Source organism: Kitasatospora sp. NPDC058190, assembly GCF_042883685.1.
In the GTDB taxonomy this organism is placed as follows: Bacteria; Actinomycetota; Actinomycetes; order Streptomycetales; family Streptomycetaceae; genus Kitasatospora.
This window is the reverse complement of record NZ_JBHVVI010000036.1, coordinates 1-25,269: the sequence shown is the minus strand read 5'-3', so window position 1 is coordinate 25,269 and position 25,269 is coordinate 1. Positions and strand designations below refer to the sequence as shown.

Annotated in this window: 26 protein-coding genes, 2 pseudogenes and 1 riboswitch; of the genes and pseudogenes, 10 read left to right on the top strand and 18 right to left on the bottom strand. The window is 72.2% G+C overall.

Annotated elements, in window-relative coordinates:
* Window positions 1-5: 5 nt before the first annotated feature.
* The 3 genes from ACFVWU_RS18420 to ACFVWU_RS18410 form a co-directional block, all read right to left on the bottom strand.
* Window positions 6-1,334, bottom strand: coding sequence for a sensor histidine kinase (locus ACFVWU_RS18420; protein WP_387621762.1), 1,329 nt, complete (start codon window positions 1,332-1,334; stop codon window positions 6-8).
* Complete coding sequence (locus ACFVWU_RS18415; protein ID WP_387621759.1) at window positions 1,331-1,999, bottom strand: response regulator transcription factor; 669 nt, start codon at window positions 1,997-1,999, stop codon at window positions 1,331-1,333. Before ACFVWU_RS18415 ends, ACFVWU_RS18420 begins: the two co-directional genes overlap by 4 nt.
* Window positions 2,000-2,388: 389 nt before the next feature.
* On the bottom strand, window positions 2,389-2,568 hold the full coding sequence (locus ACFVWU_RS18410) for a hypothetical protein (protein WP_387621756.1): 180 nt from the start codon (window positions 2,566-2,568) through the stop codon (window positions 2,389-2,391).
* 142 nt (window positions 2,569-2,710) lie between these two features.
* Here ACFVWU_RS18410 and ACFVWU_RS18405 point away from each other — a divergent pair, with 142 nt between their 5' ends.
* From ACFVWU_RS18405 to ACFVWU_RS18390, 4 genes are all read left to right on the top strand, one after another.
* Window positions 2,711-3,505, top strand: a complete 795-nt coding sequence (locus ACFVWU_RS18405; RefSeq protein WP_387621753.1) for a HipA family kinase — start codon at window positions 2,711-2,713, stop codon at window positions 3,503-3,505.
* Window positions 3,502-4,140, top strand: coding sequence for a TetR/AcrR family transcriptional regulator (locus ACFVWU_RS18400; RefSeq protein ID WP_387621750.1), 639 nt, complete (start codon window positions 3,502-3,504; stop codon window positions 4,138-4,140). The genes ACFVWU_RS18405 and ACFVWU_RS18400 overlap by 4 nt, the downstream gene beginning before the upstream one ends.
* Window positions 4,141-4,569: 429 nt before the next feature.
* Window positions 4,570-5,268: an SDR family oxidoreductase gene (locus ACFVWU_RS18395; RefSeq protein ID WP_387621747.1), complete on the top strand. Its 699-nt coding sequence runs from the start codon at window positions 4,570-4,572 to the stop codon at window positions 5,266-5,268.
* Between the two features lie 235 nt (window positions 5,269-5,503).
* Entirely contained in the window at window positions 5,504-7,069 is a 1,566-nt protein-coding gene (locus tag ACFVWU_RS18390; protein ID WP_387621744.1) for a flavin-containing monooxygenase, read from the top strand.
* Between the two features lie 477 nt (window positions 7,070-7,546).
* Here ACFVWU_RS18390 and ACFVWU_RS18385 read toward each other — a convergent pair whose 3' ends face one another.
* Window positions 7,547-8,248: a LysM peptidoglycan-binding domain-containing protein gene (locus ACFVWU_RS18385; RefSeq protein ID WP_387621741.1), complete on the bottom strand. Its 702-nt coding sequence runs from the start codon at window positions 8,246-8,248 to the stop codon at window positions 7,547-7,549.
* Window positions 8,249-8,255: 7 nt separating this feature from the next.
* Window positions 8,256-8,457, bottom strand: a riboswitch (cyclic di-AMP (ydaO/yuaA leader).
* 268 nt (window positions 8,458-8,725) lie between these two features.
* Complete coding sequence (locus tag ACFVWU_RS18380) at window positions 8,726-8,989, bottom strand: hypothetical protein (RefSeq protein ID WP_387621739.1); 264 nt, start codon at window positions 8,987-8,989, stop codon at window positions 8,726-8,728.
* Window positions 8,990-9,114: 125 nt separating this feature from the next.
* On the opposite strand from ACFVWU_RS18380, the gene ACFVWU_RS18375 reads away from it, so the two are divergent.
* The 3 genes from ACFVWU_RS18375 (at window position 9,115) to ACFVWU_RS18365 (ending at window position 11,478) form a co-directional block, all read left to right on the top strand.
* Window positions 9,115-9,291, top strand: a complete 177-nt coding sequence (locus tag ACFVWU_RS18375) for an ATP-binding protein (RefSeq protein ID WP_387621870.1) — start codon at window positions 9,115-9,117, stop codon at window positions 9,289-9,291.
* A gap of 394 nt (window positions 9,292-9,685) precedes the next feature.
* A complete protein-coding gene (locus ACFVWU_RS18370; RefSeq protein WP_387621736.1) occupies window positions 9,686-10,981 on the top strand; it encodes an arsenic transporter in 1,296 nt (431 codons plus the stop codon).
* A gap of 5 nt (window positions 10,982-10,986) precedes the next feature.
* On the top strand, window positions 10,987-11,478 hold the full coding sequence (locus tag ACFVWU_RS18365) for a universal stress protein (RefSeq protein ID WP_387621734.1): 492 nt from the start codon (window positions 10,987-10,989) through the stop codon (window positions 11,476-11,478).
* 16 nt (window positions 11,479-11,494) lie between these two features.
* Here ACFVWU_RS18365 and ACFVWU_RS18360 read toward each other — a convergent pair whose 3' ends face one another.
* The 12 genes and pseudogenes from ACFVWU_RS18360 to ACFVWU_RS18305 form a co-directional block, all read right to left on the bottom strand.
* The gene (locus ACFVWU_RS18360) at window positions 11,495-14,041 is read right to left on the bottom strand and encodes a glycoside hydrolase N-terminal domain-containing protein (protein ID WP_387621731.1); all 2,547 of its coding nucleotides are present in this window, start codon (window positions 14,039-14,041) and stop codon (window positions 11,495-11,497) included.
* Window position 14,042: 1 nt separating this feature from the next.
* A complete protein-coding gene (larE, locus tag ACFVWU_RS18355; protein WP_387621729.1) occupies window positions 14,043-14,906 on the bottom strand; it encodes an ATP-dependent sacrificial sulfur transferase LarE in 864 nt (287 codons plus the stop codon).
* Window positions 14,903-16,099, bottom strand: a complete 1,197-nt coding sequence (gene larC / locus ACFVWU_RS18350) for a nickel pincer cofactor biosynthesis protein LarC (protein WP_387621725.1) — start codon at window positions 16,097-16,099, stop codon at window positions 14,903-14,905. The genes larE and larC overlap by 4 nt, the downstream gene beginning before the upstream one ends.
* Window positions 16,096-16,776: a nickel pincer cofactor biosynthesis protein LarB gene (gene larB, locus ACFVWU_RS18345; RefSeq protein WP_387621723.1), complete on the bottom strand. Its 681-nt coding sequence runs from the start codon at window positions 16,774-16,776 to the stop codon at window positions 16,096-16,098. Before larB ends, larC begins: the two co-directional genes overlap by 4 nt.
* A gap of 62 nt (window positions 16,777-16,838) precedes the next feature.
* On the bottom strand, window positions 16,839-18,128 hold the full coding sequence (gene larA / locus ACFVWU_RS18340; RefSeq protein WP_387621720.1) for a nickel-dependent lactate racemase: 1,290 nt from the start codon (window positions 18,126-18,128) through the stop codon (window positions 16,839-16,841).
* On the bottom strand, window positions 18,125-19,003 hold the full coding sequence (locus tag ACFVWU_RS18335; protein WP_387621718.1) for an amidohydrolase family protein: 879 nt from the start codon (window positions 19,001-19,003) through the stop codon (window positions 18,125-18,127). The genes larA and ACFVWU_RS18335 overlap by 4 nt, the downstream gene beginning before the upstream one ends.
* Window positions 19,004-19,038: 35 nt before the next feature.
* The gene (locus ACFVWU_RS18330; protein WP_387621715.1) at window positions 19,039-19,773 is read right to left on the bottom strand and encodes a FadR/GntR family transcriptional regulator; all 735 of its coding nucleotides are present in this window, start codon (window positions 19,771-19,773) and stop codon (window positions 19,039-19,041) included.
* A gap of 175 nt (window positions 19,774-19,948) precedes the next feature.
* Entirely contained in the window at window positions 19,949-20,200 is a 252-nt protein-coding gene (locus tag ACFVWU_RS18325; RefSeq protein WP_387621712.1) for a hypothetical protein, read from the bottom strand.
* Window positions 20,201-20,249: 49 nt separating this feature from the next.
* The gene (locus ACFVWU_RS18320; protein WP_387621709.1) at window positions 20,250-20,567 is read right to left on the bottom strand and encodes an ATP-binding cassette domain-containing protein; all 318 of its coding nucleotides are present in this window, start codon (window positions 20,565-20,567) and stop codon (window positions 20,250-20,252) included.
* 5 nt (window positions 20,568-20,572) lie between these two features.
* A pseudogene (locus ACFVWU_RS18315) lies at window positions 20,573-20,749 on the bottom strand (glycoside hydrolase family 6 protein); the annotation flags it as partial.
* Window positions 20,750-21,624: 875 nt separating this feature from the next.
* The gene (locus ACFVWU_RS18310) at window positions 21,625-22,158 is read right to left on the bottom strand and encodes a hypothetical protein (RefSeq protein ID WP_387621707.1); all 534 of its coding nucleotides are present in this window, start codon (window positions 22,156-22,158) and stop codon (window positions 21,625-21,627) included.
* 783 nt (window positions 22,159-22,941) lie between these two features.
* Window positions 22,942-23,352, bottom strand: coding sequence for a hypothetical protein (locus ACFVWU_RS18305; RefSeq protein WP_387621704.1), 411 nt, complete (start codon window positions 23,350-23,352; stop codon window positions 22,942-22,944).
* Window positions 23,353-23,484: 132 nt separating this feature from the next.
* Between ACFVWU_RS18305 and ACFVWU_RS18300 the strand changes: the two genes are divergently transcribed.
* The 3 genes from ACFVWU_RS18300 to ACFVWU_RS18290 are packed head-to-tail and all read left to right on the top strand — an operon-like array spanning window position 23,485 to window position 25,134.
* Window positions 23,485-23,787 (top strand): hypothetical protein, encoded by a 303-nt coding sequence (locus ACFVWU_RS18300; RefSeq protein WP_387621701.1) that lies wholly within the window; start codon window positions 23,485-23,487, stop codon window positions 23,785-23,787.
* A 14-nt stretch (window positions 23,788-23,801) separates the two neighbouring features.
* Complete coding sequence (locus tag ACFVWU_RS18295; protein ID WP_387621699.1) at window positions 23,802-24,869, top strand: hypothetical protein; 1,068 nt, start codon at window positions 23,802-23,804, stop codon at window positions 24,867-24,869.
* Window positions 24,870-24,924: 55 nt separating this feature from the next.
* Window positions 24,925-25,134: a hypothetical protein gene (locus ACFVWU_RS18290; RefSeq protein ID WP_387621881.1), complete on the top strand. Its 210-nt coding sequence runs from the start codon at window positions 24,925-24,927 to the stop codon at window positions 25,132-25,134.
* A gap of 21 nt (window positions 25,135-25,155) precedes the next feature.
* Here the strand turns inward: ACFVWU_RS18290 and ACFVWU_RS18285 are convergent.
* Window positions 25,156-25,263: pseudogene (locus ACFVWU_RS18285) on the bottom strand (helix-turn-helix domain-containing protein); the annotation flags it as partial.
* Window positions 25,264-25,269: the final 6 nt, after the last annotated feature.

Here is a 25,269-nt window from a genome sequence, read left to right as displayed (position 1 = left end):
TCCTGTCACCGCCGGAAGGTCAGCCGGAACAACGCCCCGCCGCCCGACGCCGCCTCGGCCACCAGGTCGGCGCCGTGCGCGCGGGCGATCTGCCGGGCCATCGCGAGGCCGAGACCGGAGCCGGGCAGAGCTCGCGCGGCGGAGGCCCGGTAGAAGCGGTCGAAGATGTACGGCAGGTCGTCGGGGGTGATACCCGGACCGTGGTCGCGAACGATGAGCGTCGAGCCGGCCAGCTCGACCTCGACCGGGCCGCCCGGCGGGCTGAACTTCGCGGCGTTGTCCAGCAGGTTGGTCACCAGCCTGGCCAGCCTGGCCGGCACCCCGGGCACGGTGAGATCCGCACCCGCGACGGCGACCTCGAAGACCGTACCGGGCCAGTGTTCCCGGGCCGTGGCCACGCAGTGCTCGATCACCGGTGCGAGGCGGACGTCCTCCACCAGGGCCTGCGGCTCCTCGTCCCTGGCCAGCTCGATCAGATCGTTCACCAGACCGGTCACCTCACGAAGTTGGCGCTGCAGCCCGGCCACCGCCCGACTCCGCTGGCTCTCCGTCAGATCGTGAATCAGCAACTCGGCGTTGGTGCGCAGCGCTGTCAGAGGTGTCCGCAGTTCGTGCGAGGCGTCGGCGACCAGTCGGCGCTGGGCGGCGACCGACTGTTCGAGCTCGCCCAGCATGGTGTTGAAGCTGACCGCCAGCCTGGTCAGCTCGTCCTCGCCGCGGCCCGGCGGCAGGTCGATCCGCACCCCGGTGTCGCGGGTGGCGGCGATTCGCTCGGCGGTCTCGGTCAGGGTGGCCACCGGCCGCAGACCGGCCCGAGCCACCAGGTACCCGAGCCCGCCGGCCAGCAGGACGCCCGCACCGGCCACTGCCGCCATCAGCTCCCCGGCGTGCCGTACTCCCTGATCGGTGGCGTCGGCACGCAACGCCACCTGCAGCGCGCCGCCCGGGACGGGCTCTGTCACCATTCTTGCCCGATGCCCGTCGATCACGAGATCCGTCCGGAACACGCCGCGCCGGCTGGCGGCGACCTCCCGTGTCGCGTCGGTCACCGGCAGCAGGTAGCCGACCGGCGTCGGCGCGGCCTTGGCGGGGACGAACTGCGCACAGGCCGGCGCCGCCAGGAAGCGGCACTCGCCCTGCAACACCCCCGGCTGCGGGTTGCGGTACTCCCTACGCAGCAGGGCGGCTTGCTGGGTGAGCTGGAGGTCCAGCTGGTGCGCCAGCTCGTAGCGGGCGATGCTGTACGCCGCCCCGCACACCCCGAGCGTGACCAGCGCCACGGCACCGGTGCAGGCCAGTGCCAGCCGAGTGCGCAACAGCCGCCGCCTGATCATTCGGCTGCCAGCCGGTAGCCCACTCCGTGCACGGTGTGCACGAGCCGCGGCTCGCCGCCCGCCTCCAGCTTGCGGCGCAGGTAACCGATGTAAACGGCAAGGGAGTTGGACTGCGGCCCGAAGTCCGCTCCCCACACCCGGGCCATGATGGTCTCCCGGGGCAGCACCTGCTCGGGGTTGCACAGGAGCAGTTCCAGCAGGGCGAACTCGGTACGGGAGAACACCATCGTCCGCCCCTCGCGTACGCCGGTCCGGCTCACCGGGTCGACGGCGAGATCCGCGTAGCGGTAGCTGTCCGTGCCGGAGTCGACCCTGCGCAGCAGTGCGCGTACCCGGGCGGTGAGTTCGTCCAGCGCGAACGGCTTGATCAGGTAGTCGTCCGCGCCCGCGTCCAGGCCCTCCACCCGGTCGCTCACCGAATCCCGCGCGGTGAGCACGATGATCGGTGTGGTGTCCCCGAGCGCCCGGAGCCGACGACACACGGCCAGGCCGTCCAGGACCGGCATCATGACGTCGAGCACCATCGCGTCGGGCTGCCAGACCGCCACCTCGGTCAGGGCGGCCAGCCCGTCGGCCGCACCGCGCACCGTGTACCCGGCGACCGACAGCCCGGTTTCCACTGCGGCGCGCACCTCGGGATCGTCATCGACAACCAGCACCTTCATGCCTGCAAGCCTCGCAGTTCGGCGGATGAGGATTTCTTAGACTCGCTGGCCCCGGCGCTCCGTAAGCCGGTGGGCCCGGCCGAGCCGGCGGTGTGTCGCCGTGATCATCGTGCCGGCGCAGGAGGAGGCCGTCCGGCAACGAGACCCGATCCGCGCCGTCGGCGTTCGCCGAGTCGGAGCGACCCTTCTCCTCTGCCTCGGACTTCGAGCGCACTTGTCGCCACGGCACGCCCGACCGTCGTCCCCACCCACGTCCTGATCAGCCCCCTGACCCCGCAGGCCGCGCTCAGCCTCCTCACCACCCGGATCGACGCCGCCACGCGGACAGGGCCGCGGGATGCGGCCCCGGCCCCGGCCCCGCAGGGATGTGCGCCGTCCTCCTCCAGTGACTACTGGGCAGTTCGTCTGGAGGCGCGTGCCCGCTCCAGGGCGGCGTCGAAGTCGCGCTGGGTGTCGTCACACCAGTGCAGCAGGTCAGCGAGGACGTGCTGCAGGGTCTCGCTCGGACTGCGGCGCCAGCCGTCGCCCGAGAACGTGTACGTCTCCAGAGCCGCGTTGGCACGTTTCACCGCGGCATCGTGCTCGTCGCCAGTCACCGGCATCGTCCCCCTCCCGTGGAAGCTCACAAAAACTATAGCGCGTTGTATATTTATAGTTCATTGCAGTTTTTGACGAGGCGAGCACGAGCGACCGGGGCAGAGGCAGGAACGCATGGAGACACCCTCGGACGGGCTGCGCACGGTGACGGCCGTCCGGTACGTGACCCCGCTGCGCAGCGGTGGCTCCGTCCCCGGCGTCGTCGAGGCCGACGACCTGGGGACGTATGTCGTCAAGTTCACCGGCTCGGCGCAGGGGCGCAAGGCGCTCGTCGCCGAGGTCGTCGTGGGCGAGCTGGCACGTCACCTCGGGCTGCGGGTACCGGAGTTGGTGCTGGTGGACTTCGATCCATCGGTCGCCGCCGAGGAGCCGCACCAGGAGGTGCAGGACCTGCTGCACGCCAGTGCGGGACTCAACCTCGGCATGGACCACCTGCCGGGGGCCACCGACTTCACGCCGGGCGCGCGGGATGTCGACCCGGTGGAGTCCGCCAGGATCCTCTGGCTGGACGCGTTCACCGCGAACGTGGACCGTACCGTGCACAGCCCGAACCTCGTGACGTGGCCGGCCTCCGGCCACCAAGAACCCCGCCTGTGGCTCATCGACCACGGCGCGTCGCTGGTGTTCCACCACCGCTGGGAGAGCGCGGCGGACGCGGTCGGCAAGGCGTACGACTTCCGGTCACACGCCCTCGTCTCGCCCCGCCTCGACATCGCGGCGGCCGACGCCGAGCTGGCGCACCGGGTGACCCCGGAGGTGCTGCGCCGGGTCGTCGCCGCCGTACCGGACGCATGGCTGGCCGATGAGCCGGGGTTCGGCACCCCGGACGACGTCCGCGACGCGTACGTGACCCACCTGGCCTCCCGCGCACGGGTATCCGCCCATTGGCTCCCCAAGGACATGACGTGAGTGAAGGACTGCGGGAACGGAAGAAGCGACAGACGCGGCAGCGCATCTCCGAGGCGGCCCTCGGCCTGTTCGTGGCACGCGGCTTCGACAACGTCACCATCGCCGAGGTCGCGGCGGCGGCGGACGTCTCGGTCAAGACCCTCTACAACTACTTCGAGGCGAAGGAAGACCTCGTCCTGCCACCGGACGAGGCATCCCCGCAGCGGCTCGCCGACATCGTGCGCGCCCGGCAGCCCGGCGAGTCCGCCGCACGGGCGGTGCTCGGCCGGCTGCGGGACGAACTGCGCCGCCGTGACCGGAAGGTGGGCCTGACCGCGGGCTTCGGCCCGGTGTTCGAGATGATGCGGGCCGCCCCCACGCTCACCGCCCGCCTGGAGGACCTCGGCCGACAGATGACCGACGCCCTCACCACAGTTCTGGCCGAGGAGACATCAGCCGCGCCCGACGACCAGACACCGCGCGTGGTCGCCGGCCAGATCGGCTGGTTCCACTCGCTGGTCTACAGCGAGATCGGCCGACGCATCGTGGCGGGCGAGAAGCCGGCCACGATCGCCGAGGCCCTGCTCGAACTCCTCGACGTCGTCGAGGAGATGCTGGGCGAACGAGCGCTCGGCTACGCCACCCGCGAAGGCTGACGCGCCGGTACGTATTCGGCACCTCGCTGCCGGGTCGGCAGCGCAGCGACTTCGCGGGTGAGCGCGGCGTCGCCGGTCGGCGCAGCCGCACAGGATCAGCGTCTTGTGCACCACGGTGCAGGGACGCCCTGCGCTGTCGAAGCGCCGGTCGATCTCCCGCCGGCCGAGGGCCTGCTGGAGAGCCCGGGCCGAGAGGTGGTACTCCAGGACGGCGAGCCACGGGCCCTCCCGGGATTCGTCGCGGTACCGCTCATTCAGCATCTCGGCCAGTCGGCGACCAGTGCCTCGGCGGGAAGATCGCTGGGTATAGTGCAGGCGTTCGGGGAACCGGCGACCCGGAGTCGGTCGACCACACGCGCCACCTCGCGTTCATCGACATCCGAGACCCTGGCGGAGCCCCGATGACCACATCGCTGAGGAGGCCGTCCCATGGAACCCGTCACGCTGATCACCGGTGGCTCGACCGGAATCGGCGCCGCCACCGCCCGTGCCCTGCTCAAGCAGGGCCACCACGTGGCCGTCACCGGACGTGACGCGGACAAGCTGGCCGCCTTCGCCGCTTCGGCCGGAGCGGGCGAGCGGCTGCTGACGATCACCGGCGACGCCAGCGACGCGCACGACGTCGCCTCCGCCGTGCGCCGCGTGGTGGACGCGTGGGGCCGACTGGACAACGTCATCGCCAACGCCGGTTTCTCACTGCCCGGCAACCTGGAGAGCCACGCCCCCGAGGACATGCGCGCCATGGTCCTCACCAACGTCCTGGGCCCGGCCCTGCTGGTGCGGGAGACCCTGCCGCATCTCAGGGAGTCCAAGGGCCGGATCGTGATCATCGGCTCGGTCGCCGGGGTGCGCAACACGCCTGGCAACCTGTACTCGGTCACCAAGTGGGCCGCGCACGCGCTGGCCGAGAACACCCGGCTGCTGGTCGGCAAGGACGGAGTCGGCGTGACCGTCGTCGCCCCCGGGGTGGTGGACACCCCGTTCTGGAACGAGCGCGGCGGCACCCCCGACGCCTCGCCGACGATGACCCCCGAGCAGATCGCGGACACGATCGCCTTCGCCGTCAACCAGCCCGTGGGCGTGGACATCAACCACATCACCGTGCGGCCGACCGGGCAGCTCGGCTGACGCCGCACTCCCAACGACCGTACGACAAGGCACCTTCGGCCCCCGTGGCGTACCACGCGGGGCAGGACGCAGGATCTGCTCGTGGCGTGAGGCGAACGCTGGGCAAGGGCCGCTCGCCCCGGGGGCCGCACATCGAGCGGGTGACCTCCAGACCTCCTCTTCCGTTCTCAAGGCACAACTCCGGCGTGTCCGCGCCGGGTTCGTCCTGATGCGCTGCGGAAGTCAGAGGCCACTGATGAGTGATACCGACCTGCGGACCAGCTCCGTGATCCCGACTCAGGCCACCCGGCCGGGGAGGGACGTGCGCGTCCTGGTGGTCGGTGCGGGGTTCTCGGGCATCGGCGCCGCTGTCCGGCTGCGCCAGGCCGGGGTGCGCGAGGTCCTCGTGCTGGAGAAGGGGCCGCAACTCGGCGGCACGTGGCGGGAGAACACCTACCCCGGCTGCGCCTGCGACGTTCCCTCGACGCTCTACAGCTACTCGTTCACCCCGGACGCCGCCTGGAGCAGGGTGTTCGCCGAGCAGCGGGAGATCCACGCCTATCTGCGGGCGACGGCCGAACGGCACGGGCTCGGCGAGGTGCTGCGCTGCGGCGTGCGGGTGGACGGCGCCCGGTGGGATCCGGTGGCCGGGCGCTGGCGGCTGGAGACCAGCGACGGACCGTACAGCGCCGCGGTGCTGGTGATGGCCACCGGGCCGTGGCACGTCCCGCGCCACCTCGACGTTCCCGGGGTCGAGGAGTTCACCGGACCCGTGATCCATACCGCCCGGTGGGACCAGGACGTCGACCTGACGGGGCGTCGGGTCGCCGTGGTGGGCACCGGCGCCTCCGCCGTCCAACTCGTACCGGCCATCGCACCCCGAGCAGCCGCCGTGCACGTCTTCCAGCGGACCGCCCAGTGGGTGCTCCCCAAACCCGACCTGTCGGTGCCCGAGTCCGTCAACCAGCTCCTGGATCGCCTGCCCGGCTCCCGCAACGCGCTGCGCGCCGGGCAGTACGCGCTGCAGGAGTGCTTCGGCTTCGCCTTCCGGCACCCGCGCCTCGCCCGTCTCCTGGAGGCGGGCGCCCGTGCGCACCTGCGGCTCGCGGTCCGTGACCGGTCGTTGCGCGAGGCGCTCACACCCAGCTACCGGCTGGGCTGCAAGCGCCTGTTGACGTCCAGCACCTTCTACCAGGCCATCGCCCAGCCGCACGTCCAGCTGCATCCCACCGCGGTGACGGCCGTGCGCGGTAACGAGCTCGTCGGCGCCGACGGCACTTCCGCCCGGGCCGACGTCCTCGTCACAGCCACCGGCTTCCGCATGGGCGAGCTGCCACTGGCCCGCCGCCTGTACGGTACAGGCGGCCGGACGCTGCACGACGCCTGGGGCGGCGAACCGCGGGCCTACCTGGGCACCACCGTCAGCGGCTTCCCCAACCTCTTCCTGCTGCTGGGGCCCAACCTGCTCGGCGGCTCAACCTCCGCGATCACCGTCCTGGAAGCCCAACTGACCTACCTCACCAGCGCCCTGGCCCACCTCGACCGCTGGGGTTACCGCGCCCTGGAGGTCCGCCCGGCCGCCCAGGCCGCGCACAACGAGGCGGTGCAGGAGGCGTTGCGGACCACCGTGTACAACTCCGGCGGCTGCACCAGTTACTACTTCGGCCCGAGCGGGCGGAACACCTTCGCCTGGCCCTGGTCGACCGGGCGGCTCATCCGGCAGCTGAGCCGCATCGACCCCGCCGCCTACGCCTTCCACCCCCCGACCGGGCCGGCACCACTGCCCGCCACGGCATCGCTGGGAGACCCGGCACGTCGGTGATCTCCGCGTGTCCGTCGAAGGTGAACATCGCGTCGCCGGCCGCCACCGCGCTGGCACCGAACGCGTGGTGCACCCGGCGCCCGCACTCCCCCTGCGAGCGATCACGTCCCCACTGCCATCAGACCTCCGAACAGCACGGATGATCCATCGGCACCCGCAGTGGGGCCAGGTCAGAAGGACGCGTTCCAGATCTCCCTCGGCAAGCCGGCCGGATGGTGGCACATGGCGGTCAGGGCCGACTCGACGGCGGTCTCGGTCGGCGCGGGTGGTCCGCCGGGGACTGCGCGGCCCCGTCCTGGCCCCGGGTACGCCGACGGCCCGGCTCACGCATCGCGACGTGAACCGGGCCGGTCAGGTGGCCGCTGGGCAGCCTGTCAGCCGCCGGACATCCGGCCGCCGGGCGGTACTCGCTCGGACCCATCGGTTCGAACAGGCCGATCAGGCCCGATCAGGCCGTACCGATCGGGAGAGGTCCGATCAGTACGCGCTGTGCACCTGCCAGAACGCCCAGGCGGCGTTCGGGCTGCCGTAGACGGTGTTCATGTACTGCAGAGCCCACTTGAGCTGGGTGGCGGGGTTGTTCTGCCAGTCGGAACCGGCCGAGGCCATCTTGTTGCCGGGCAGCGCCTGCGGCAGGCCGTAGGCGCCCGAGCTCGGGTTCGTGGCGTGGATGTTCCAGCCGCTCTCGTGGCTGATGATCTGGTCGAACGAGGCCAGCTGGTTCGCCGGGACGATCGAGGCCGCGAGCGCCTGCAGCGCGGCCGGGGTGTTGGCGACCGGGGCGGCCGGGGTGGCGGCCAGCGGGCTGGCGGCGGCCGGCTTGGCCGGAGCCGGGGCGGCCCCGCCCAGGGTCAGGTGCTGGCCCGGGTAGATCTTGCCCGGGCCCTTGGTCAGCACGGACTTGTTGAGGTCGTAGAGCTTCTGCCAGCCACCCTGCACGTGGTGCGTGGTGGCGATCTTGGTGAGGGAGTCACCGCTCTGGACGGTGTACACAGCGGGCGCCTGCGGGGCGGCGGCCGGGGCCGAGTGCGCCGGGGCGGACTTGACGGGGGCGGCGTTCGCGGCGGTGGCGGCGACCACCGGGATGCCGGCGCCGACGCCGACGACCACGGCGGCCGCGACCATGCGCTTGACGGAGCCGACGGCGAACAGGCTGGGGCGAGCGTTGACGGGCAGCATGAAGTGCGATTCCTCTCACACGCCTGCGAGGTGAGCTGTCGGGTTCGGGCTGGAGTTGCCCGGCCGCGCAGAGACGCGGCTTCACCCCTAGCCCCACCGGAACCAGTCCGGATGAGGCGACTTACCTGTGGGTCCCCCGCTCCTGCCGCGGTGCTTCATGGATGCACGTGCCCGCCCGATCCGGCGGCAGGATTCGGCGTTCCGGAGAGCGGGGTTCGTTTCGTACGGAGACGAACGAGAAGGAACGTAAACGGCGCGGAGCCACTAGCACAAGCCCTCGTGAGCTGGGTCACGGCACAGCCGGATTGTCCGAATGATCCACAATAGCGCTTGATAACGATTCGGCAACGCCCCTATGAGTGTGCGTCAGTGCGGGCCGCCGGGCCCAGCGTGGCGGCCATCGCCCGATGGCGCGCCGTGCGGGTCGTGGGTTCGGGCCGACGCGCCCGTCCCGGGGCGCGCCGACCTGACCAGTGGTCAGTCTGCCTGCCGGCCCTGCGCATCGACGCCGCCCGGCACCTCGGCTGCTGGATCGTACGGGGTGCGGGTGCAGACGAAGCCGGCCTGGTCCAGGTGGTCGACCGTGCCGTCGGCCCGGCGCACCACGCGCAGCGGCTCGCCCGCGTAGTGGCCGTCCAGCCCGGTCCAGGTCCCGTCCGGCTCGGGCTGGAACCGTGCGGTGCGGGTCGCGCCGCCCAGCGCTGTGAGCTCCAGCACACGGCCGGTTCGCAGGTGCAGCATGACCGCGCCGGTGCCACAGCAGCAGGGGCCGGTCAGCGCCAACGGGCGTCGGCGAAGCGCCGCCGGGGCTCGGGGATCCGCGGCTCGTGCTCGGTTGACCGCTCTGCGGGAAGCTCTGGACGACTATCTGCGGCTTCGCCGCTCGGCCAGCCCCAGATCGCTGGGGAGAGGTCTTCGGTGACGACACTGTCGCCGCCGCCATGATCGACCGCCTCGTCCACCACGACGAGGTCCACTCCCTCAAGGGCGAGTCCTACCGCATGCGAGGCCGCGAACTCGGACACCCCACCGACGACGACTGACACGCACCATCCGGCGAGACCAACGGGATGGCCCACGACTGAACCGCCGGAACCGGCCCGTTCTGAGCCGTTGCCGACAGCCTTCATCGGTCTGCTGATCGCGGACAGTGCCTACCTCGGAGTTGCTCACCGTCCCGGGTCCGGTACTCAGCGCTCCTGAAGGTCGGGCACGGTCTCGCGATACGCGCGAGCATGCCCTGCTGGCGCTGTGCCTGGACGGGGCGCACCTCGGGACGGCAGGCGCACTTGGCGGACAAACAATGGGATCCGCCCAGATCCTCAACGACGGATGTGTCGGGCGGCTGCCATCCTCGGGGACCTCGTGAATGTGCCGGTGACCAGGGCGTACCGTCGGGCCCGCCCGACGTGCCGCAGTCCGGGAAGTTCTGGTTCGATGGGGGCGCCGTCACCACCGCCCGCAAGGAGCAGGACCCTGAGTACGTCGTTCGCAGAAGCGCTGTCCGTCGGACTGCTGGTCCTGGTCCTGGTGTGCGCGGTGGTGCGGCCCTGGGGCTGGCCGGAGGCGGTGGTCGCAGTCCCGGCGGCGGGGCTGGTGATCGCCACCGGCGCGATCCCGTCGGCGCACGCGGTGGCCGAGGCGGAACGGCTCGGGCCGGTGATCGGGTTCCTGGCGGCCGTGCTGGTGCTGGCGCAGTTGTGCGACGACGAGGGGCTGTTCCACGCCTGCGGAGCATGGATGGCCCGCACCTCGGCCGGGAGTCCCCGGCGGCTGCTGGCTCAGGTGTTCGTCGTCGCGTCGGTGATCACGGCGGTGCTCAGCCTGGACGCCACCGTGGTGCTGCTCACGCCGGTGGTGTTCGCCACGGCGGCCCGGCTCGGTGCCCGGCCCAAGCCTCACTTGTACGCCTGCACCCACCTGTCGAACACCGCCTCGCTGCTGCTGCCGGTCTCCAACCTGACCAACCTGCTGGCCTTCGCCGCCAGCGGGCTGAGCTTCACCCGGTTCGCCGCCCTGATGGCGCTGCCGTGGCTGGCGGCCATCGCTGTCGAGTACGTGGTGCTGCGCCGCTTCTTCGCCGCCGACCTGGACGCGGGCGCCCCGGCCGCGGCCGAGACGCAGGCACCGGAGATGCCGCTGTTCGCCCTGGTCACGGTGGCGGGCACGCTCGCCGGCTTCGTCCTGACCTCCGCGCTCGGCGTCGATCCGGCCTGGGCGGCATTCGCCGGCGCCCTGGTGCTGGCCGGCCGGGCCCTCGCCCAGCGCCGCACCACCCCGGCGGCGATCCTCCGCTCCGCCGCCGTGCCGTTCCTGGCCTTCGTCCTCGCACTCGGCGTCGTGGTCCGGGCAGTGGTCGACAACGGGCTGGCCTCCGCACTCGGGCACCTCGTCCCGCACGGCACCTCGCTGCCCGCCCTCCTCGGCGTCGCGGCGCTGGCGGCCGTCCTGGCGAACGTCATCAACAACCTGCCCGCCACCCTCGTGCTGCTCCCCCTCGCCGTCCCCTCCGGCTCCGCCGCCGTCCTGGCCGTGCTGCTGGGGGTGAACATCGGCCCCAACCTCACCTACGCCGGCTCCCTGGCCACCCTGCTGTGGCGGCGCATCGTCCGCGAACACGACACCGAGATCGGCCTGGGCGAGTTCACCCGGCTCGGGCTGCTCGTCGTGCCCGCCGCCCTGGCGCTCGCCGTGGTGGCACTGTGGGCATCCCTGCACGTCATTGGAGGCTGATGCCCGTGACCGTCCTCGTCTGGATCACCGAAGGCACCTGGCCCGCCTGCGTCGACGCCGCCCGCTCCCACGCGCCGCAGGAGGCGGAGGTCGTCCTGCTGCACGTCAGCGGCCAGGACGTCCCCGGCGTCGCCCACGGCGCGTTCGCCGGCCTGCTGGGCCGCGGCCACCGCGAGCGCGACCCCGGCGACCAGGTGGAACACCTGGCCGCCGCCTCCGCCCGGCACCTCCTGGACGCCGCCGCCGACCGCCTCGGCCGACCCTGCACCCGGCTGGAGCGCACCGGCCGCGCCGAACGCGAGGTCGTCGCGGCGGCGGAGGGGGCCGAACTGCTCGTCCTCGCCCGCGACGGCGACCGCACCCGCCTCGGGCCGCACAGCCTCGGCCCCGCCACCCGCTTCGTCGTCGACCACGCGCCGTGTCCGGTGCTGCTCGTCTGGCCGGAGCCGGCACCGGGTACCGACACCCTCCCTCCCCCACCGCACCACCACCAGTAGCACGACCGACCGACATTCAGTGGCCGACGTCCGGCCCCGGGTAGGAGAGCCGGTGGCAGCTGCCTGCCGGAAGGCGCAGCCGCAGCCGCAGCCGCAGCCGGGCGTCGCCCGGAACCCCGGCCACCTCTGCCACCTCTGCCAGGTTGCCCGCCTCGTCGGTCATGACAGGGATGCCCCCGCGCTCGGGCAGGTGGAGGTCGACCGTCACGTCCCGGGCGGCGCGCAGCTCGGCTCCGGTCAGCCGACCGTGGCGCCAGCTCAGGCCGACCGTGAGTCCGCCCCGCGCGCGCAGGCCGCGGACGTCGCCGTCCGGCCAGGACGGCGGCAGCGCGGGCAGCAGCCGCAGGATGCCGTTGTGGCTCTGCAGCAGCGTCTCGGCGATGGCGGCGGTGATGCCGAAGTTGCCGTCGATCTGGAACAGCCGGGGCGGGTGCAGGTCGAACAGGTTGGGCGCGATCGAGGTGGCGAGCAGTCGCTCGACGGCGTGCCCGGCGAGGGCGCCGTCGCCCAGGCGGGCGGCGAGCGCGGCGACCCAGGCGAGGCTCCAGCCGGTCCCGCCCCCGCCGTGTTCCAGGCGGCGGTGCAGGGCGCGGCGGACCGGGTCCAGCAGGGTGTCGTCGCCGAGCGGGTCGACGGCGCTGCCCGGGTAGAGGCCGTAGAGGTGGGACAGGTGGCGGTGGCCCGGGTCCTCTTCGGGGAGGTCGTCCCGCCACTCCAGCAGGCGCCCGTCGGCTCCGAGGGCCGGGGGGCGCAGCCGGGTGCGGGTGCGCGTCCACTCCTCCGCGAACGCGTGGTCGACTCCGAGCTCGCGGGCGGCCGTGACGGTGTTGTCGAGCAGTTCGGCGGCGAGCCAGTAGTCCATGGTGCAACCGGCGTCGACGGCCGTCAGGGTGCCGTCGGGGAGCCGGAAGTGGTGCTCGGGCGAAGTGGACGGGCAGGTCACCAGTGTGGCGTCGGCGTCCTCGACCAGGAGGTGGGTGAGGAAGCGGGCGGCCTCGCGCATCACCGGGTAGGCGCGGTCGGCGAGGAAGGCCCGGTCCCCGTGGAAGAGGTGGTGGTCCCACAGGTGGGCGGCCAGCCACGGGCCCGCCATCGGCCAGAGCGCCCAGACCGGGTCCCCCAGCACGGGGTTGGTGGTACGCCAGAGGTCGACGTTGTGGTGGCAGCACCAGCCCGGGGCGTCGTAGTAGGCCCGCGCGGTGGAGCGCCCGGCCTCGGCGAGGTCGGCGACGAGGTCGAACAGCGGCTCGTGGCACTCGGCCAGGCCGGTCGTCTCGGCGGGCCAGTAGTTCATCTGGAGGTTGATGTTCGACGTCCAGTCGGAGTTCCACGGCGGGGTGACGTCGGTGTTCCAGATGCCCTGGAGGTTGGCGGGCTGGGTGCCGGTCCGCGAGGAGGCGATCAGCAGGTAGCGCCCGTAGGCGAAGAGCAGGGCCGTGAGACCGGGGTCCGCGGCGCCCGCGTTCGCGGCGGCGAGGCGTTCGTCGGTCGACCGCGCCGCCTCCGCGTCCGCGTCCGCCCGGCCGTGGAGCCGGAGTACGGCCGCGTCGAAGAGCCGCCGGTGGTCGGCCACGTGGGCGGCGCGCAGTGCGTCGTAGTCCTGTCCGTCGGCGAGGTCGAGGCAGCGCCGTGCCTCGGCGAGCGCCGTGTCGGGGCCCTCGGGGCGCCGGCGCCAGTCGCGGTACCCGGTGCCGACGGCGACCAGGAGCACCGCCTCGTCGGCGCCGGTGACGTCGATCGCGCCGTCGCCCGTGCTGACGTGGCCGTTCACCGTGTGCACGCGGAGCGCAGCGGCGAAGCCCGTGCCCTCGTCCGCCCGGTACTCGGCGGGTTCCTCCTGACCCGGCGTGAGGCGCACCGGGGCGCGGCCGTGGACCGACAGGGTCCCGGTGCCGGGTTCGACGGCCGGGCCCGGGGCCGGGTGGGGCGTCGCCAGGCTCGCGCGGAAGGAGAGGGCACCGGGTGTGTCCGCACTGAGGCGGACGGCCAGCACGCCCGCCGGGGCGGTGACGAAGCTCTCCCGCCGGTAGCGGACTCCTCCTGCCGTGAACGACACGGTGTGCACGGCCTCGGCGAGGTCCAACGCCCGCCGGTAGTCGGCGGGGTCCTCCTCGCCGCGGGGTGGGAAGGTCAGCTGGAGGGTGGCCAGCGGTTGGTACGCCTCGGCGTCGGGGCCCAGGAGGTGGTCGGCGGCGATCGCGTGGGCGCCCGCGTGGTCGCGGTCGCGCAGTCCCGCAGCCCGCAGGGCGGGGAGGTGGTCGGCGGCGCCCAGGCGGTCGCGGGGGCCCGGTCCGCCGGACCACAGGGTGTCCGCGTTGAGCTCGATCCGCTCGGTGTGCACGCCTCCGTACGCCATGGCGCCGAGCCGGCCGTTGCCGAGCGGCAGCGCCTCCAGGAAGTCGTCGGCGGGGCGCCGGTACCAGAGCGTTTCCGTAGCGGGTTGCTGGTCGTCCGTCAGCACGGTGTCCATCCGATCGTGGGGGTGTGCGGGCCGGAAGAAGGAGGTCAGGGGGCGGTAGCGGTGGTGCCGTGGCGGTCGCCGCCCGGACGGGTGAGTTCGCACGTCAGGGCTCCTCGGTCACGGGAGGCCGCTCGTGGTTGAGTCGGCCGGAGACGAAGCCGTCGACGACGACGGGCGTCGCGCCGAAGCCGGCCTCGGCCACGCCGTCCGTCAGGGAGGTGAGCCCTGCCGCCGCGGTCGCCACCTCGGTGTCGAGTTCGACGCGGGCAGTGTCGCCGAGGTCGCGCACCCGCAGTTGCTCGGATCGCAGCCCGGCCCGGTGGAGCGCCCGGCGCACCGCCGCCTCGGCGCGGTCGACCCGGGCCAGGCGGTGCGGGGTGACGGGGATGCCGTAGCGGATGCGGCTGGCCAGGCAGGGCGTGGCCGGTTTGTCCCAGGTCGGGAGGGACCACAGCCGGCTGACGGCCCGTACGTCCGCCTTGGTGAGGCCCGCGTCCAGCAGCGGGGTGCGGATGCCACGCTCGTGGCCGGCGCGGATGCCCGGCCGGAAGGGGTCGGCCGCGTCGTCGGCGTTGGTCCCGGTGGCGACCAGGTCGAAGCCGTGGTCGCGGGCGACGGCGGTGATGGTGTCGAGGACCTCGGACTTGCAGAAGTAGCAGCGGTCCGGGCCGTTGGCCCGGTAGCCGGGTCGGTTCAGCTCCTCGGTACGGGGAGCGAGGTGCACCACGCCGAGGTCGTCGGCCAGGGCGCGGGCCGCTCCGAGTTCGCCGGAGGCGAGGCTCTCCGAGACGGCTGTCACGGCGAGCACGCCGTCCGGTCCCAGCGCCCGTACGCCGGCCGCGAGCACGAGCGCGGAGTCGACGCCCCCGGAGTAGGCGACGGTGAAGGGCCCGGTCGCGTGTACGGCCGACAGCAGTGCGGCGGCCTTCTCCCCCACGGTGCCGTCACCCACTGATTCGCCGTTCACGGCGTTCCGCCTTTCTCCATCGGAGGGTCGGGGTGTTCCTGTTCCGCCAGCCGCCGGGCCCGTTCGGCGACGACGCGTAGCGGCAGGCCGGTGAGCCGGGAGGCGGTCGCGGTGTCGTCGTGCTCCGCCTTGGCTCCGAAGGGGCCCTGCTTGACCCGCACGGGCACGCCGTCGATCTCGACGCCGCGCATCGTGCGGTGCACCGCGGCGCGGGTCTGGACGCTCTGCCGGACGCCGAGCGTCCCGGTCTCGGCGAGCATCAACTCCCGGAGCCGCTCGGTGGCTTCCGGTCTGGCGAGGACGTGCAGCACCTGGGCCGGCCTGCCTTTCTTCATCACGGCCGGCGTCGTCCAGGAGTCGAGCGCGCCTTCCTCCAGCGCCCGCGCGATGACGTGGGCAAGGACTTCGCCGGTGACGTCGTCGAGGTTGGTCTCCAGGGTGACCACGGCCTCGACCGCCGTGTGGTCCGCTCCCGTCGGGGTCAGCGGGCGGCCCAGGGTGACGGCCACGACGTTCGGCCGGTCGGCCAGGACTCGCGTGCCGGCGCCGTAGCCGGTCGCCACCGGCGTCATCGTCGGCGGCGGGCCGTACCGGGTACCGGCGGCGCGCAGCAGCGCGGCACCGGTCGGGGTGACGGTCTCCCCGCGCAGGTCGGTGCCGGTCACCGTGGCGCCGGTCAGCAGCTCCAGGGTGGCGGGGGCCGGGCAGGGCAGCAGCCCGTGTCCGGCGCGGACCCGGCCGGTGCCGAGCGGCAGGGGCGCGCAGACCACCTCGGTGACACCGAGGGCGTGGAGGGCGGCGGCGACGCCGACGATGTCCACCAGGGCGTCGTGGCCGCCGAGTTCGTGCAGGTGGACCTCGGCGGGGTCGGTGCCGTGCAGCCGGCCCTCGGCGCGGGCGATCGCGGTGAGCGCCGCGGTGCTGAGCGTGGCCACCGGCTCGGGGCGTGCCGAGGCGGCCAGCTCCAGGAGTTCGGCTGCCCGTCGCTCGGTGGCGGTGTCGGTCACCCGGACCCGGGCGCTGGTCGCGGTGAGCCCGTGGACGGTCACCTTCTCGGCGTCGAGTTCCCAGCCGGTGAGGCCGGTCGCGCCGATCGAGGCCCGGACCTGTTCCAGCGGGGCCCCGGCGTCGAGCAGAGCGCCGAGGAGCATGTCTCCGGCGAGGCCGGTGAACGGGTTGATCCAGCAGATCACGAGCGCCGGCTCCTCGCCCAGGCGAGCCGGTGCGCGGCCATCGCCGCGCCGAAGCCCGAGTCGATGTTGACCACTGTGAGCCCGGCCGCGCAGGAGGCGTGCATGGCCAGCAGGGCGGTGACTCCCTCCAGGGAGGCGCCGTAACCGGTCGAGACCGGCACGGCGATCACCGGACAGCCGACCAGCCCGCCGACGACGCTGGCCAGAGCCCCTTCCATCCCGGCCAGGACGACGACCGCGTCGCTCTCGCGCAGCTGCTCCCGGACGCGGAGCACGCGGTGGAGGCCGGCCACGCCCACGTCGTGCACGGTGGTGACGGCCAGTCCCACGGCCTTGGCCACGGCGGCGGCTTCGGTGGCCACCGACCAGTCGGAGGTACCACCGGAGACCACGGTCAGGGCGAAGCCGTTCGATGCGGCCGGGCGCCACACCAGCAGGCCGGCCAGGACGTCGTAGGAACCTCCCGGCACGTGGCCGAGGACGTCGGCGGCGGTCCCGGCGTCCACCCGGGTGACCAGGACCGGCCCGGTGTTGGCGCGCAGCAGTTCGGCGACGATGGCGCAGATCTGGGCGGGTGTCTTGCCCGGCCCGTAGACGACCTCGGGCAGTCCCTGGCGCTGCTCGCGGCCGATGTCCACCTGGGCGAAGTCGAGGTCGTGGACGCGGGTGGGGTGCATGGGGCGCTGCTCCTCGCGGGGTACTGGGGTCGGGGAAGGCGGGCCGGGCTCGGGCGCGCGCGTCAGGGCGTCGCCGCGCCGTCCGGCCGCAGGTACGGGATCGTCATCGGCCCTTCCGGCAGGACGCACACCCGGGCGTCCGGGCCGGCGGCGGCGAGCGCCTCGGCCACGGTCACCGAGATGTCGGCGGTCTGCTCGAGGTGGGCGGTCGCCAGTTCGGCGTCGCTGAGGTGGGAGGTGTGCATCACCACCCGGCAGGAGGACTGGATCCGGGCCTGGACCTGCACCTGCCACTGGTCGGGCACGGTCCGCGGCCTGGCCTCGATCTCCGCGAGCAGGGCCTGCGGGGAGGGGGCGGAGGCCAGCACCTCGCGGTAGGAGCCGTGGTCGGGGAAGCCGTCGCGGCACTCGGCGGCGCAGACGATCAGCCCGCCGGGCCGGACCACCGTGTGGGCGGCCGACATTCCCTTGACCGACTGGTACAGGTTCTGGTCGAGCGGGTGGCCCGCGTTGGTGGTGACCACCACGTCGAAGCGGCGTTCGACCGGGCGCATCGCGATCCGGCGGGCGGCGGCGGTGGCCGCCGCGTGCATGGGCAGCAGGTCGCCGCCGAAGGCCTCGACGATGCGGTGGTCGCGGTTGAGGACGACGTCGAGCGCGAAGTCGACGCCGGTGCCCGCCGCGATGGCGCGGACGTCGTCGTGGACGGGGTTGCCGTGGGTGGTGCCCCAGGTCGCCCGGGGGTCGCCGATCCGCTTGGCGTCGTGCAGGACGAGCACCGTCTCCAGCCCGGCCAGTCCCGGGGCCACCAGCTTGGGGCCGCCGGAGAAGCCGGCGAAGAAGTGCGGTTCGACGAAGCCGGTGGTGATCCGGACGTCCGCCTCCACCCATGCTCGGTTGAGCCGGACCGGAACGCCGTCGCCCCAGCGGCCCACCCAGGTCAGCTGGGCGTCGTCGCGGGCGTCGTGGTTGACGATCCGGATCCGGTCGACCACCTCGTCACCGAACATCCGCCGCAGCTCGTGCGGGTCGTTGCCCCGGTGGGTGCCGGTGGCCACCAGGATCACCACGTCCTCGAGCCGGACGATCCCGTCGAGTTCGGCCAGGACGGCCGGGATCATCAGGTGGCGCGGCTGGGGCCGGGTGCCGTCGCAGGCGGAGATGGCCACCGTCTGTCCCGGCTTGACCCGTTCCCGCAGTGGCGGTCCCGCCACCGGTCGGCGCAGTGCCTGCCGGAGCGTGGCCGCCTCGTCGGCGGCGCCCGGCTGGTGCAGCGGCTCCACGACGGTGGTGACGGCCGGGTCGACGTCGATGTCGAGCCCGGTCTCCCCGTAGGCGAGTCGCACCTTCATATGGGTTCCTTCTCTGCGCCGGGCGAGGTCGGCTCGGGCAGCCCGTAGACCCGCACCGCCGTGCCGCCGAAGACCTGGGCGCGCTCGTGCGACTGCAGTCCGTTCGTCAACTCGTCGGTGCTGTCGACGACTTGTTCGTAGGAGGCGGCCAGCAGGCAGACCGGCCAGTCGGAGCCGAACATGACCCGGTCGGGCCCGAAGGCCTCCAGGGCGGTTTCGGCGTAGGGGCGCAGATCGGCGAGGCTCCAGGCGTCCCGGCGGGCTTCCGTCACCAGGCCGGAGAGCTTGCAGAAGACGTTGGGCTCACGGGCCAGTTCGCGCAGTCGACCTGCCCAGGGCTCCAGTTCGCCGCGCGCGATCGGCGGCTTGGCGAGGTGGTCCAGGACGAACGGCTGATCCGGCAGTGCGCGCACGGTCTCGATGGCGCACGGGAGTTGGTGCGGCAGGACGAGCAGGTCGTAGCAGAGGCCGGCGTCGCCGACCGTGCGCAGTCCGCGCCGGACGTCCGGACGAGCGAGCCAGGCCGGGTCGGCCTCGCCCTGGACGAGGTGGCGGACGCCGACCAGGTGCTCGCCGCCCGGCCCCTGCCGCAGTTCGGCCAGGGTGTCGGCGATGTCGGGCGCGGCGAGGTCCGCCCAGCCGACGACGCCGGCGACCAGCGGCTCGGCGGCGGCCAGGGCGAGGAACTCCCGGGTCTCCGCCAGGTCCGGCAGGACCTGCACCAGCACGGTGTGTTCGATGCCCGCCGCCCGGGCGTGGGGGGCGAGGTCGGCCGTTCCGAAGTCACGCCGGATCGCCGCCGACTCCGGTTCGTCGAGCCAGGTCTGGGGGCGCCGGCCCAGCTCCCAGACGTGGTGGTGCGCGTCGACTCTCACCCGCGATCGCTCCTCGGTCAGTGGTGGACGGCAGGTCAGGTGGTACGGGGGTGGTCCGGCTGCGGGCGCGGGGCGTCGGGGATCGGCTCCCCCTCTGCCAGGTGGTCGCGCAGCCAGCGTTCGGTGGTGTTGACGTGCATCAGGGCGGTGGCCTGGGCGAGGTTCGGGTCGCGGGCGACGAGGGCCTGGTGGATCGCCTCGTGCTCGGCGATGGTCCGCCCGGCCGCGTCCGCGTCGGCCAGCCCCCGCCAGGCCCGGGCACTCAGGGTGCGCCCGGAGATGTGCTCCAGCAGCGTGGCCAGGGTCTCGTTGCGGGTCGCGCGGATCACCGCCCGGTGGAAGGCCGCGTCGTGCTGGAGCAGCAGTTCCACGTCGTCCCGGGCGTCCCGCATGGCCGACAGGTGCCGTTCCACCTCGGCCAGGTCCTCGTCGGTGATGCGGGTGGCGGCCAGCGCGGTGGCGACCGGCTCGAAGAGCCTGCGCACCTCGGTGAGTTCCAGGACGGTGTCCCCCTGGAGGAGTTCGACCGCGCCGCCGAGGCCTTCCAGCAGCAGGCCGGGGGCCAGGCTGGTCACGTAGGTGCCGTCGCCGCGCCGGATCTCCAGGACCCGGGCGACGACGAGCGCCTTGACCGCCTCGCGCATCAGGTTCCGGGACAGGCCCAGCTCGGCCGCGAGCTGCTGCTCGGGGGGCAGCTTCGACCCCGGGGGCAACTCGCCGTCCCGGATCATCTGGCGGATACGGGCGATGGCTTTGTCAGTCAGGGACACGGCGCCAACGTAGCAGGTGATCCCATGTCTCGGAAGACATCCGATCACTTTCTCCGATCGACTGGCGCATGAGACCGGGGAGTTCGCCGCAGCTCGGCCTCACATCCTGGGCGCCGGAGGCCGGTTCGCCCCTACATCCATCCCATGTATTGAGAACGGCCCGAGGGAGGGTGGCTCAGGATTCGGCGCAGGCCGTCGCCTGGATGCCGTAGAGCTCGGCGTAGCACCCTTGCCGGGCCAGCAGTTCCTGGCGCGAGACGATCACGGTGATCGCCCCGGTGCGCGCCGCGAGTTCGCGGGCACGGGCCATCTGGCGCTGGAAGATCTCCTGTTCGCTGGGGGCGTCCAGGGAGGCGGTGGGCTCGTCCAGGACGAACAGCAGCGGCTCGCGGCGCATGGTCGCCGCGCCAGGGCGGTCTTCTGCCACTGCCCCTCGGACAGGTCCACGCCGCCCAGGGCGCGGCCGAGCCGGGTGTTCACGCCCTGGGGCAGCCGACTGACGAAGCCGGTGGCCTCGGCCGCGCGCGGCGCCTCGGCGATGCGCTCATGGTCGTCGAGGTGGGGCGCTCGTGGTCGTCGAGGTGGGGCAGGCCGCCCAGGCCGACGGTCTCGGAGAACACGGCGTGGTAGCGGCCGAAGTCCTGGAACGCGGCGCTGGTGCGGGCGTGCCAGCCGGCGCTGTCGTGGCGGGCGAGGTCCACCCCGTCGACGATGATCCGGCCCGAGTCCGGCTGGTGGAACCGGTTGAGCAGCTTGACCAGGGTGGTCTTGCCGGAGCCGTACTCCCCGACCACGGCCAGTAGCCGTAGATCAGCCTGTACGCAACCTCGGGCAGGAACTGCCCGGCCGTCGATCCGGCGCCGGTGCCACAGTTGCCGTCGGACTCGCCGGGTGCCTTGATCCACAGCAGCATCTCGGCGCCACCGCCGCCGACCTGCGTGGGCGTGCCTATCCGGCGCCCCGCCGCGTTGCACCAGTCAATGGTGACCTGCTCAGATGTCAGGACCAGGGCGGGTATCGGGTCGTGATCAATCTGTGGGATTCGCTCTCATGGCGAGGCCTGATCAGGTAGATCATGTCGCGTGACGCGAGTGCAACTGGCGTATGCGGAGTGGGAGTTCGTCGGGCCGTAGTTGCCGATCGGCGAGTACGGCCCGTATCCGGAGCGGCTGCGACAGCTCGAAGATAGACAGCGGAGCGATGTGAACCTCTGCGAGGGTCGAGCAGGGAAATCACTTTGGCATCTCGCCTGGTTTCTATGGCCGGGGTCATCACCACCCGGAGTCTCTTCAATCACCGTTTGGTGGCGGTAGCAGCGCAAACCGGACCGAGGACTCGTCGACGACGCGGGCCGCGCCGGGAGCGGGGCGGCGGTGCGCAGCCGGCCGGAACTGCGGGGGCAGGGGGGATGCCCGGGCCCCGGCCGGGGGAGGCTTCGGCCGCGCGGGGGCGCGGCCGCTCTGCTCGGCAGCCCCGTCTTGGGGACGGTGGGGTTGCCGTGCCGGGAATGCTAGACCCGGGCGTCGGTGGTGAATGGGTCTGCTACCTGGGATCTTTCGGCCACGAACATGCCATGCCGAAGCCCTGCCGCGATGGCTGTCGGTGAAGCCGCAGGTACTGGTCGGGGCTTATGCGTTCGGCTCCGTGCGGGTGCACAGGTGGGCGGAGGGGCAGGGCGGGCGGCCGCGGACGTCGACCAGGTCGGCGACGGCATCGAACAGTTCCTGGGCGGTTGGCTTTGTTCGCGAGAGGGTGAGGTTCAGCAGGGCCGTCGCCGACATCCCGATCGTCACGCAGCGGAAGCGCGGCCGCCGCCCCGACGCCCGGCCCGTAGCCGCCCGGAGACCAGTCCTACTGGCCGCAGAAGTGCTTGGCCGCCAGGGCCGCTCCGTCCGTGAAGCCCTTCTGGTAGTTCGGGTCCACCGCGGTGAGGCTCTGCGGCGGCTTCGCGGTGCAGCTGCTCTTGATCGCTGCGAATCCGTCCGAGAAGCCCTTCCTGTACTGGTCGTTGGCACCCTTCTGCTCGCTCTGCGGCTTCGGCGTGCTGCCGCACTTCACGGTGCCGTCCTTGTCGCCCGAAACGGTGTAGCGACCGGGCCCGAGGTTGTTGAAGGAGAAGGATCCGTTGCTGAGCTTCGCTCCGCCGCCTCCGTTGCCTCCGGAGAACGACACCGTGTCGGATTTGAAACCGGAAGCGGAGAGGGTGAACTTCGGGTCATTGGGCTTCGAGTTGGCCGAGTCCTGCGTGAGCAGACACCTGGCCTTGGCGGGTGCAAGGGCAGGCGCCTGTCCCGGCGCTCCCTGCGCGGCAACGGCGGCCGGTCCGAGGGCCAGTGAGGACAGGAGCAGCGGGGCGAGTATCGCGAGACGGCGAGTGCGAATCATTGTTCCTCCTCATGCGACTGCGGGGTGGCACACGCGTCTGCCGCACGACGTCTTGCGCAGGCACACTTGAACGTGTGCCGTCCCTTTCTTTCATGGTCCGCCGCCCTGCCGGGCGTGTCGAACGGAACTGCGGACGCGCCCTTCCCCGGCCCGCGGCTGCGCGAGCTCGTCGCCCAGCGCCTCGCCCAGCGGCCGCGGCGACGAACGTGTGGCAGGCGGTGACCAGGGTCTACCCACCGGACGCCGCCCGGGCGATCCGGCCCGGCACCCGCGTCACCATCACCTGCGGCACCACGGACACCAACGTGCCCTGCGCGACCAACACCGCTGCTCGCCGCACTCGCCCGCACGCACGCCACCGGCCTGGGCCTGTGCACTCTGGACAGCCCGGACCACTTCCTGCACCCGGCCGGCACTGCGGGTGCCGATAAATCATCCGCCCAGGTCACGACCTTGATCGTCGCTCCTCGGCGCTGCCTGGCGTGAGAGCCTGCGCCGCGCTGGGCATCAGCGGCATGATGATCTGTCGTGCTGCTGCGCCTGGCCTATCTCGCCGCAACCAACACGCTGACGCTCCTGCGCCTGCTGCCGATGAGCGGCCGCGAGAAGGACATCGAGATCCGGTACCAACTGCTGGTCCTGCAGCGCCAGGTCGGCAAGCCTAGGTTCACCGACACCGACCGTGCCACCCTTGGCAGAGCGGGCTCTCTCATTCTTGCCACTACCCACTTGCCGCAAGTGGGTAAATCCCACCTGCCCGCAGCGTCGGCTGGACGGGCTGGGTCAGGACATCCATCCGTTGACGCAGCTGGCGCACACGGACACCTCGGTGTCGGTGGTGGGCTGGCCGCACGACTGGCAGTCGTCGGGTTCGCTGTCGGCGGCGGTGAACAGGCAGGTGAAGCAGAACCAGGCGTCGCCGGGCCCGAGGCTCTTGGGCATCGCCTCGTGCCGGGTGTCCACGAACGTGTCAGCCTCGCACTTGGGACAGGTGCGCAGCAGGCCGTCGCCGCCCATCCGGATGTCCCATCCGCTGGCTTCGTAGAGCTCGGCGCTGACCTCCAGCGGATGCCAGGTTCCGCCACCCCGGACGGCGGCGAGGGACTGCTGGTAGTTCTCGGTGGTGCAGAAAGAGCGGATCTTCGCCATCCGCTGCTGCTTGTCGTCGGCCATGGTGATCTTCCGTTCGGGCACGCCGCCGACTCCGGCACGCCAGGGAGAGCAGGCACGCGGACAGGTTCTCTGCCGGGGAAGCAGGCTTCTTCTGCCTGACGTGGCCAGGGGAGTCGACCCTGAACGCCGTACAGCACAGCCGCCGGAACGGCCTTGTGGAACGTCCTGCCGTTCGGCGACATCGCGCAGCGCCTGGTCGATGTCGGGACCGCCCAGTACGCCAACGACGCCAAGGCACTGGCAGACTCCCAGCTTCAGGGCAATCTGAGCTCCCACTTCTCAGCGGGACAGAACCAGTTGAACAAGATGATCGACGAAAGGGTGGCCCAGTTCGGGACGGACCCCGCTGCCGCGGACCGGACCGGGAGCGTGTCGCAGCAGCTCAAGACGGACGCGCGCACCACCTACAACGTCGCCATCGACGGCACCTACCGCACCGTGTTCGGGCGGTCGTGAGGATGGTGGAAACGATGCGCAACAACCGTCCCGACGACTCCGACAGCCCTGACGGGCGCATCGGCGCGGCGCTCAATCGGCGCGGGTTCACCACCCGAAGACTGCGCGTGCGGCTGGCGGTGGGGGTGTTGGCGCTGTCTCTCGTCCCGGTCGGGGCGGTGGGGTTCGCGCTGTACCGGCTGACGAACCTCGGCGGGCCGGACGGCGTGTGCGACGGCGCCGCCACGGCTGACCAAGTGCACGACCTCCTGGGGCCCGGCCGGATCAGCGAGCGCAAGAGCATCCACTACTCGGCGACGGAGACGTCCACCGGGAACAGTTGCTCCGCCACGGTCAGCTCCGGCCTGTTCAACGCCTCCGAAAAGACTGTGCGCTTCACCGTCATCCTCAACAGCAAGGAAGGCCCCGCCGAGTTGGCCGCGTCCGACGCCCGGCTCTTCTCCGGCGACTCGGCCGGCTCGGTGACCCCGTCCGCAGCGTGGGCCGTACTCCCCGATGGCTGCCAGAAGGGCCTGCGCGCCGAAATCCGCACCAGCGAAACCGGCAACGACGAAGCCAGGGCCCGACTGGCCGTGGCCTTCGCCAACGGCGCGGCCAAGACACGCTCGTGCGCGGACCGGAAGCTTGCCGCTCCGAACAGCCTGTCCGCGAACGGGGCCGAGACGGACCCGGACTGGGCCAACCTCTGCGGCTTGCCCGGGTTCGCGCCCGCGAAAAACCCCGAGGCCCAGTGGCACATACCGCAACAGGTCACCACCGCGTTCGGCCCGATCTGGTCCTGCACGATCGGCGGTAACCCGAGGTACGACAACCGGGCACAGGTCTTCGCGATCACGACCGAGCCGCGGACCACCGCCCTGACCCAGAAGGACGGCAAAGAGCCCTCCTCTGTCGGGCGGGCCCGCTGGGTAGCCGACGGGACACTCGTCACCACCTGCCAGGGCAAGGACGTCTTCTTCACCGTCAACGGCGGCTACGCGAACGGCCTCGAAAAGCCCTTTCTGTTCCCCGACCCAAAGGACCTCGTACGACAGTTCCTCGCCGCCGGGGGCAAGGCAATCGGCTGCGAGCCGATTCTCTGATCGCCTCCGTCGAGGGGCCGACTCTGTGACGGCCACTCGACGGACGGATCGAGCGATGGCCGACCTCGATAGCGATCCCCGGAGCGGTCGCCCTGCTGCGCGATTCGCGAAACGGCTGGCGCCGGGCCACCGAATCGAGGTGGTCGCGCTGGCGTGGGCGCTGCTTCCGGCGCTGGTCCTCCCCGCCATGCGCGAGCGGGCCTCGCTCCAACTCGCGTTCCAGCCTGGCAATTTGCCGCTCGCCGAGCCTCGAGCAACCGGGTGAGCCCTTGGAGAGGACCCCGGCCTCGCCACGCTCACGCCACTGCCGGCGCCATCGCTCCACCGACCGCTCGCTCACCCGCAGCGCGGCGGCGATCTCCCGGTTCTTCTCCCCGCCCTCGAAGCGTTCCACGGCCTG

Coding starts and splice junctions, on each gene's coding strand:
- ACFVWU_RS18390 (WP_387621744.1), top strand. CDS start 5,504: ATGAGTGATACCGACCTGCGGACCAGCTCCGTGATCCCGACTCAGGCC.
- ACFVWU_RS18295 (WP_387621699.1), top strand. CDS start 23,802: ATGCGCAACAACCGTCCCGACGACTCCGACAGCCCTGACGGGCGCATC.
- ACFVWU_RS18415 (WP_387621759.1), bottom strand. CDS start 1,999: ATGAAGGTGCTGGTTGTCGATGACGATCCCGAGGTGCGCGCCGCAGTG.
- ACFVWU_RS18405 (WP_387621753.1), top strand. CDS start 2,711: ATGGAGACACCCTCGGACGGGCTGCGCACGGTGACGGCCGTCCGGTAC.
- ACFVWU_RS18370 (WP_387621736.1), top strand. CDS start 9,686: ATGGGGGCGCCGTCACCACCGCCCGCAAGGAGCAGGACCCTGAGTACG.
- ACFVWU_RS18310 (WP_387621707.1), bottom strand. CDS start 22,158: ATGATTCGCACTCGCCGTCTCGCGATACTCGCCCCGCTGCTCCTGTCC.
- ACFVWU_RS18420 (WP_387621762.1), bottom strand. CDS start 1,334: ATGATCAGGCGGCGGCTGTTGCGCACTCGGCTGGCACTGGCCTGCACC.
- larA (WP_387621720.1), bottom strand. CDS start 18,128: ATGAAGGTGCGACTCGCCTACGGGGAGACCGGGCTCGACATCGACGTC.
- ACFVWU_RS18385 (WP_387621741.1), bottom strand. CDS start 8,248: ATGCTGCCCGTCAACGCTCGCCCCAGCCTGTTCGCCGTCGGCTCCGTC.
- ACFVWU_RS18290 (WP_387621881.1), top strand. CDS start 24,925: ATGGCCGACCTCGATAGCGATCCCCGGAGCGGTCGCCCTGCTGCGCGA.
- larB (WP_387621723.1), bottom strand. CDS start 16,776: ATGCACCCCACCCGCGTCCACGACCTCGACTTCGCCCAGGTGGACATC.
- ACFVWU_RS18395 (WP_387621747.1), top strand. CDS start 4,570: ATGGAACCCGTCACGCTGATCACCGGTGGCTCGACCGGAATCGGCGCC.
- ACFVWU_RS18380 (WP_387621739.1), bottom strand. CDS start 8,989: ATGCTGCACCTGCGAACCGGCCGTGTGCTGGAGCTCACAGCGCTGGGC.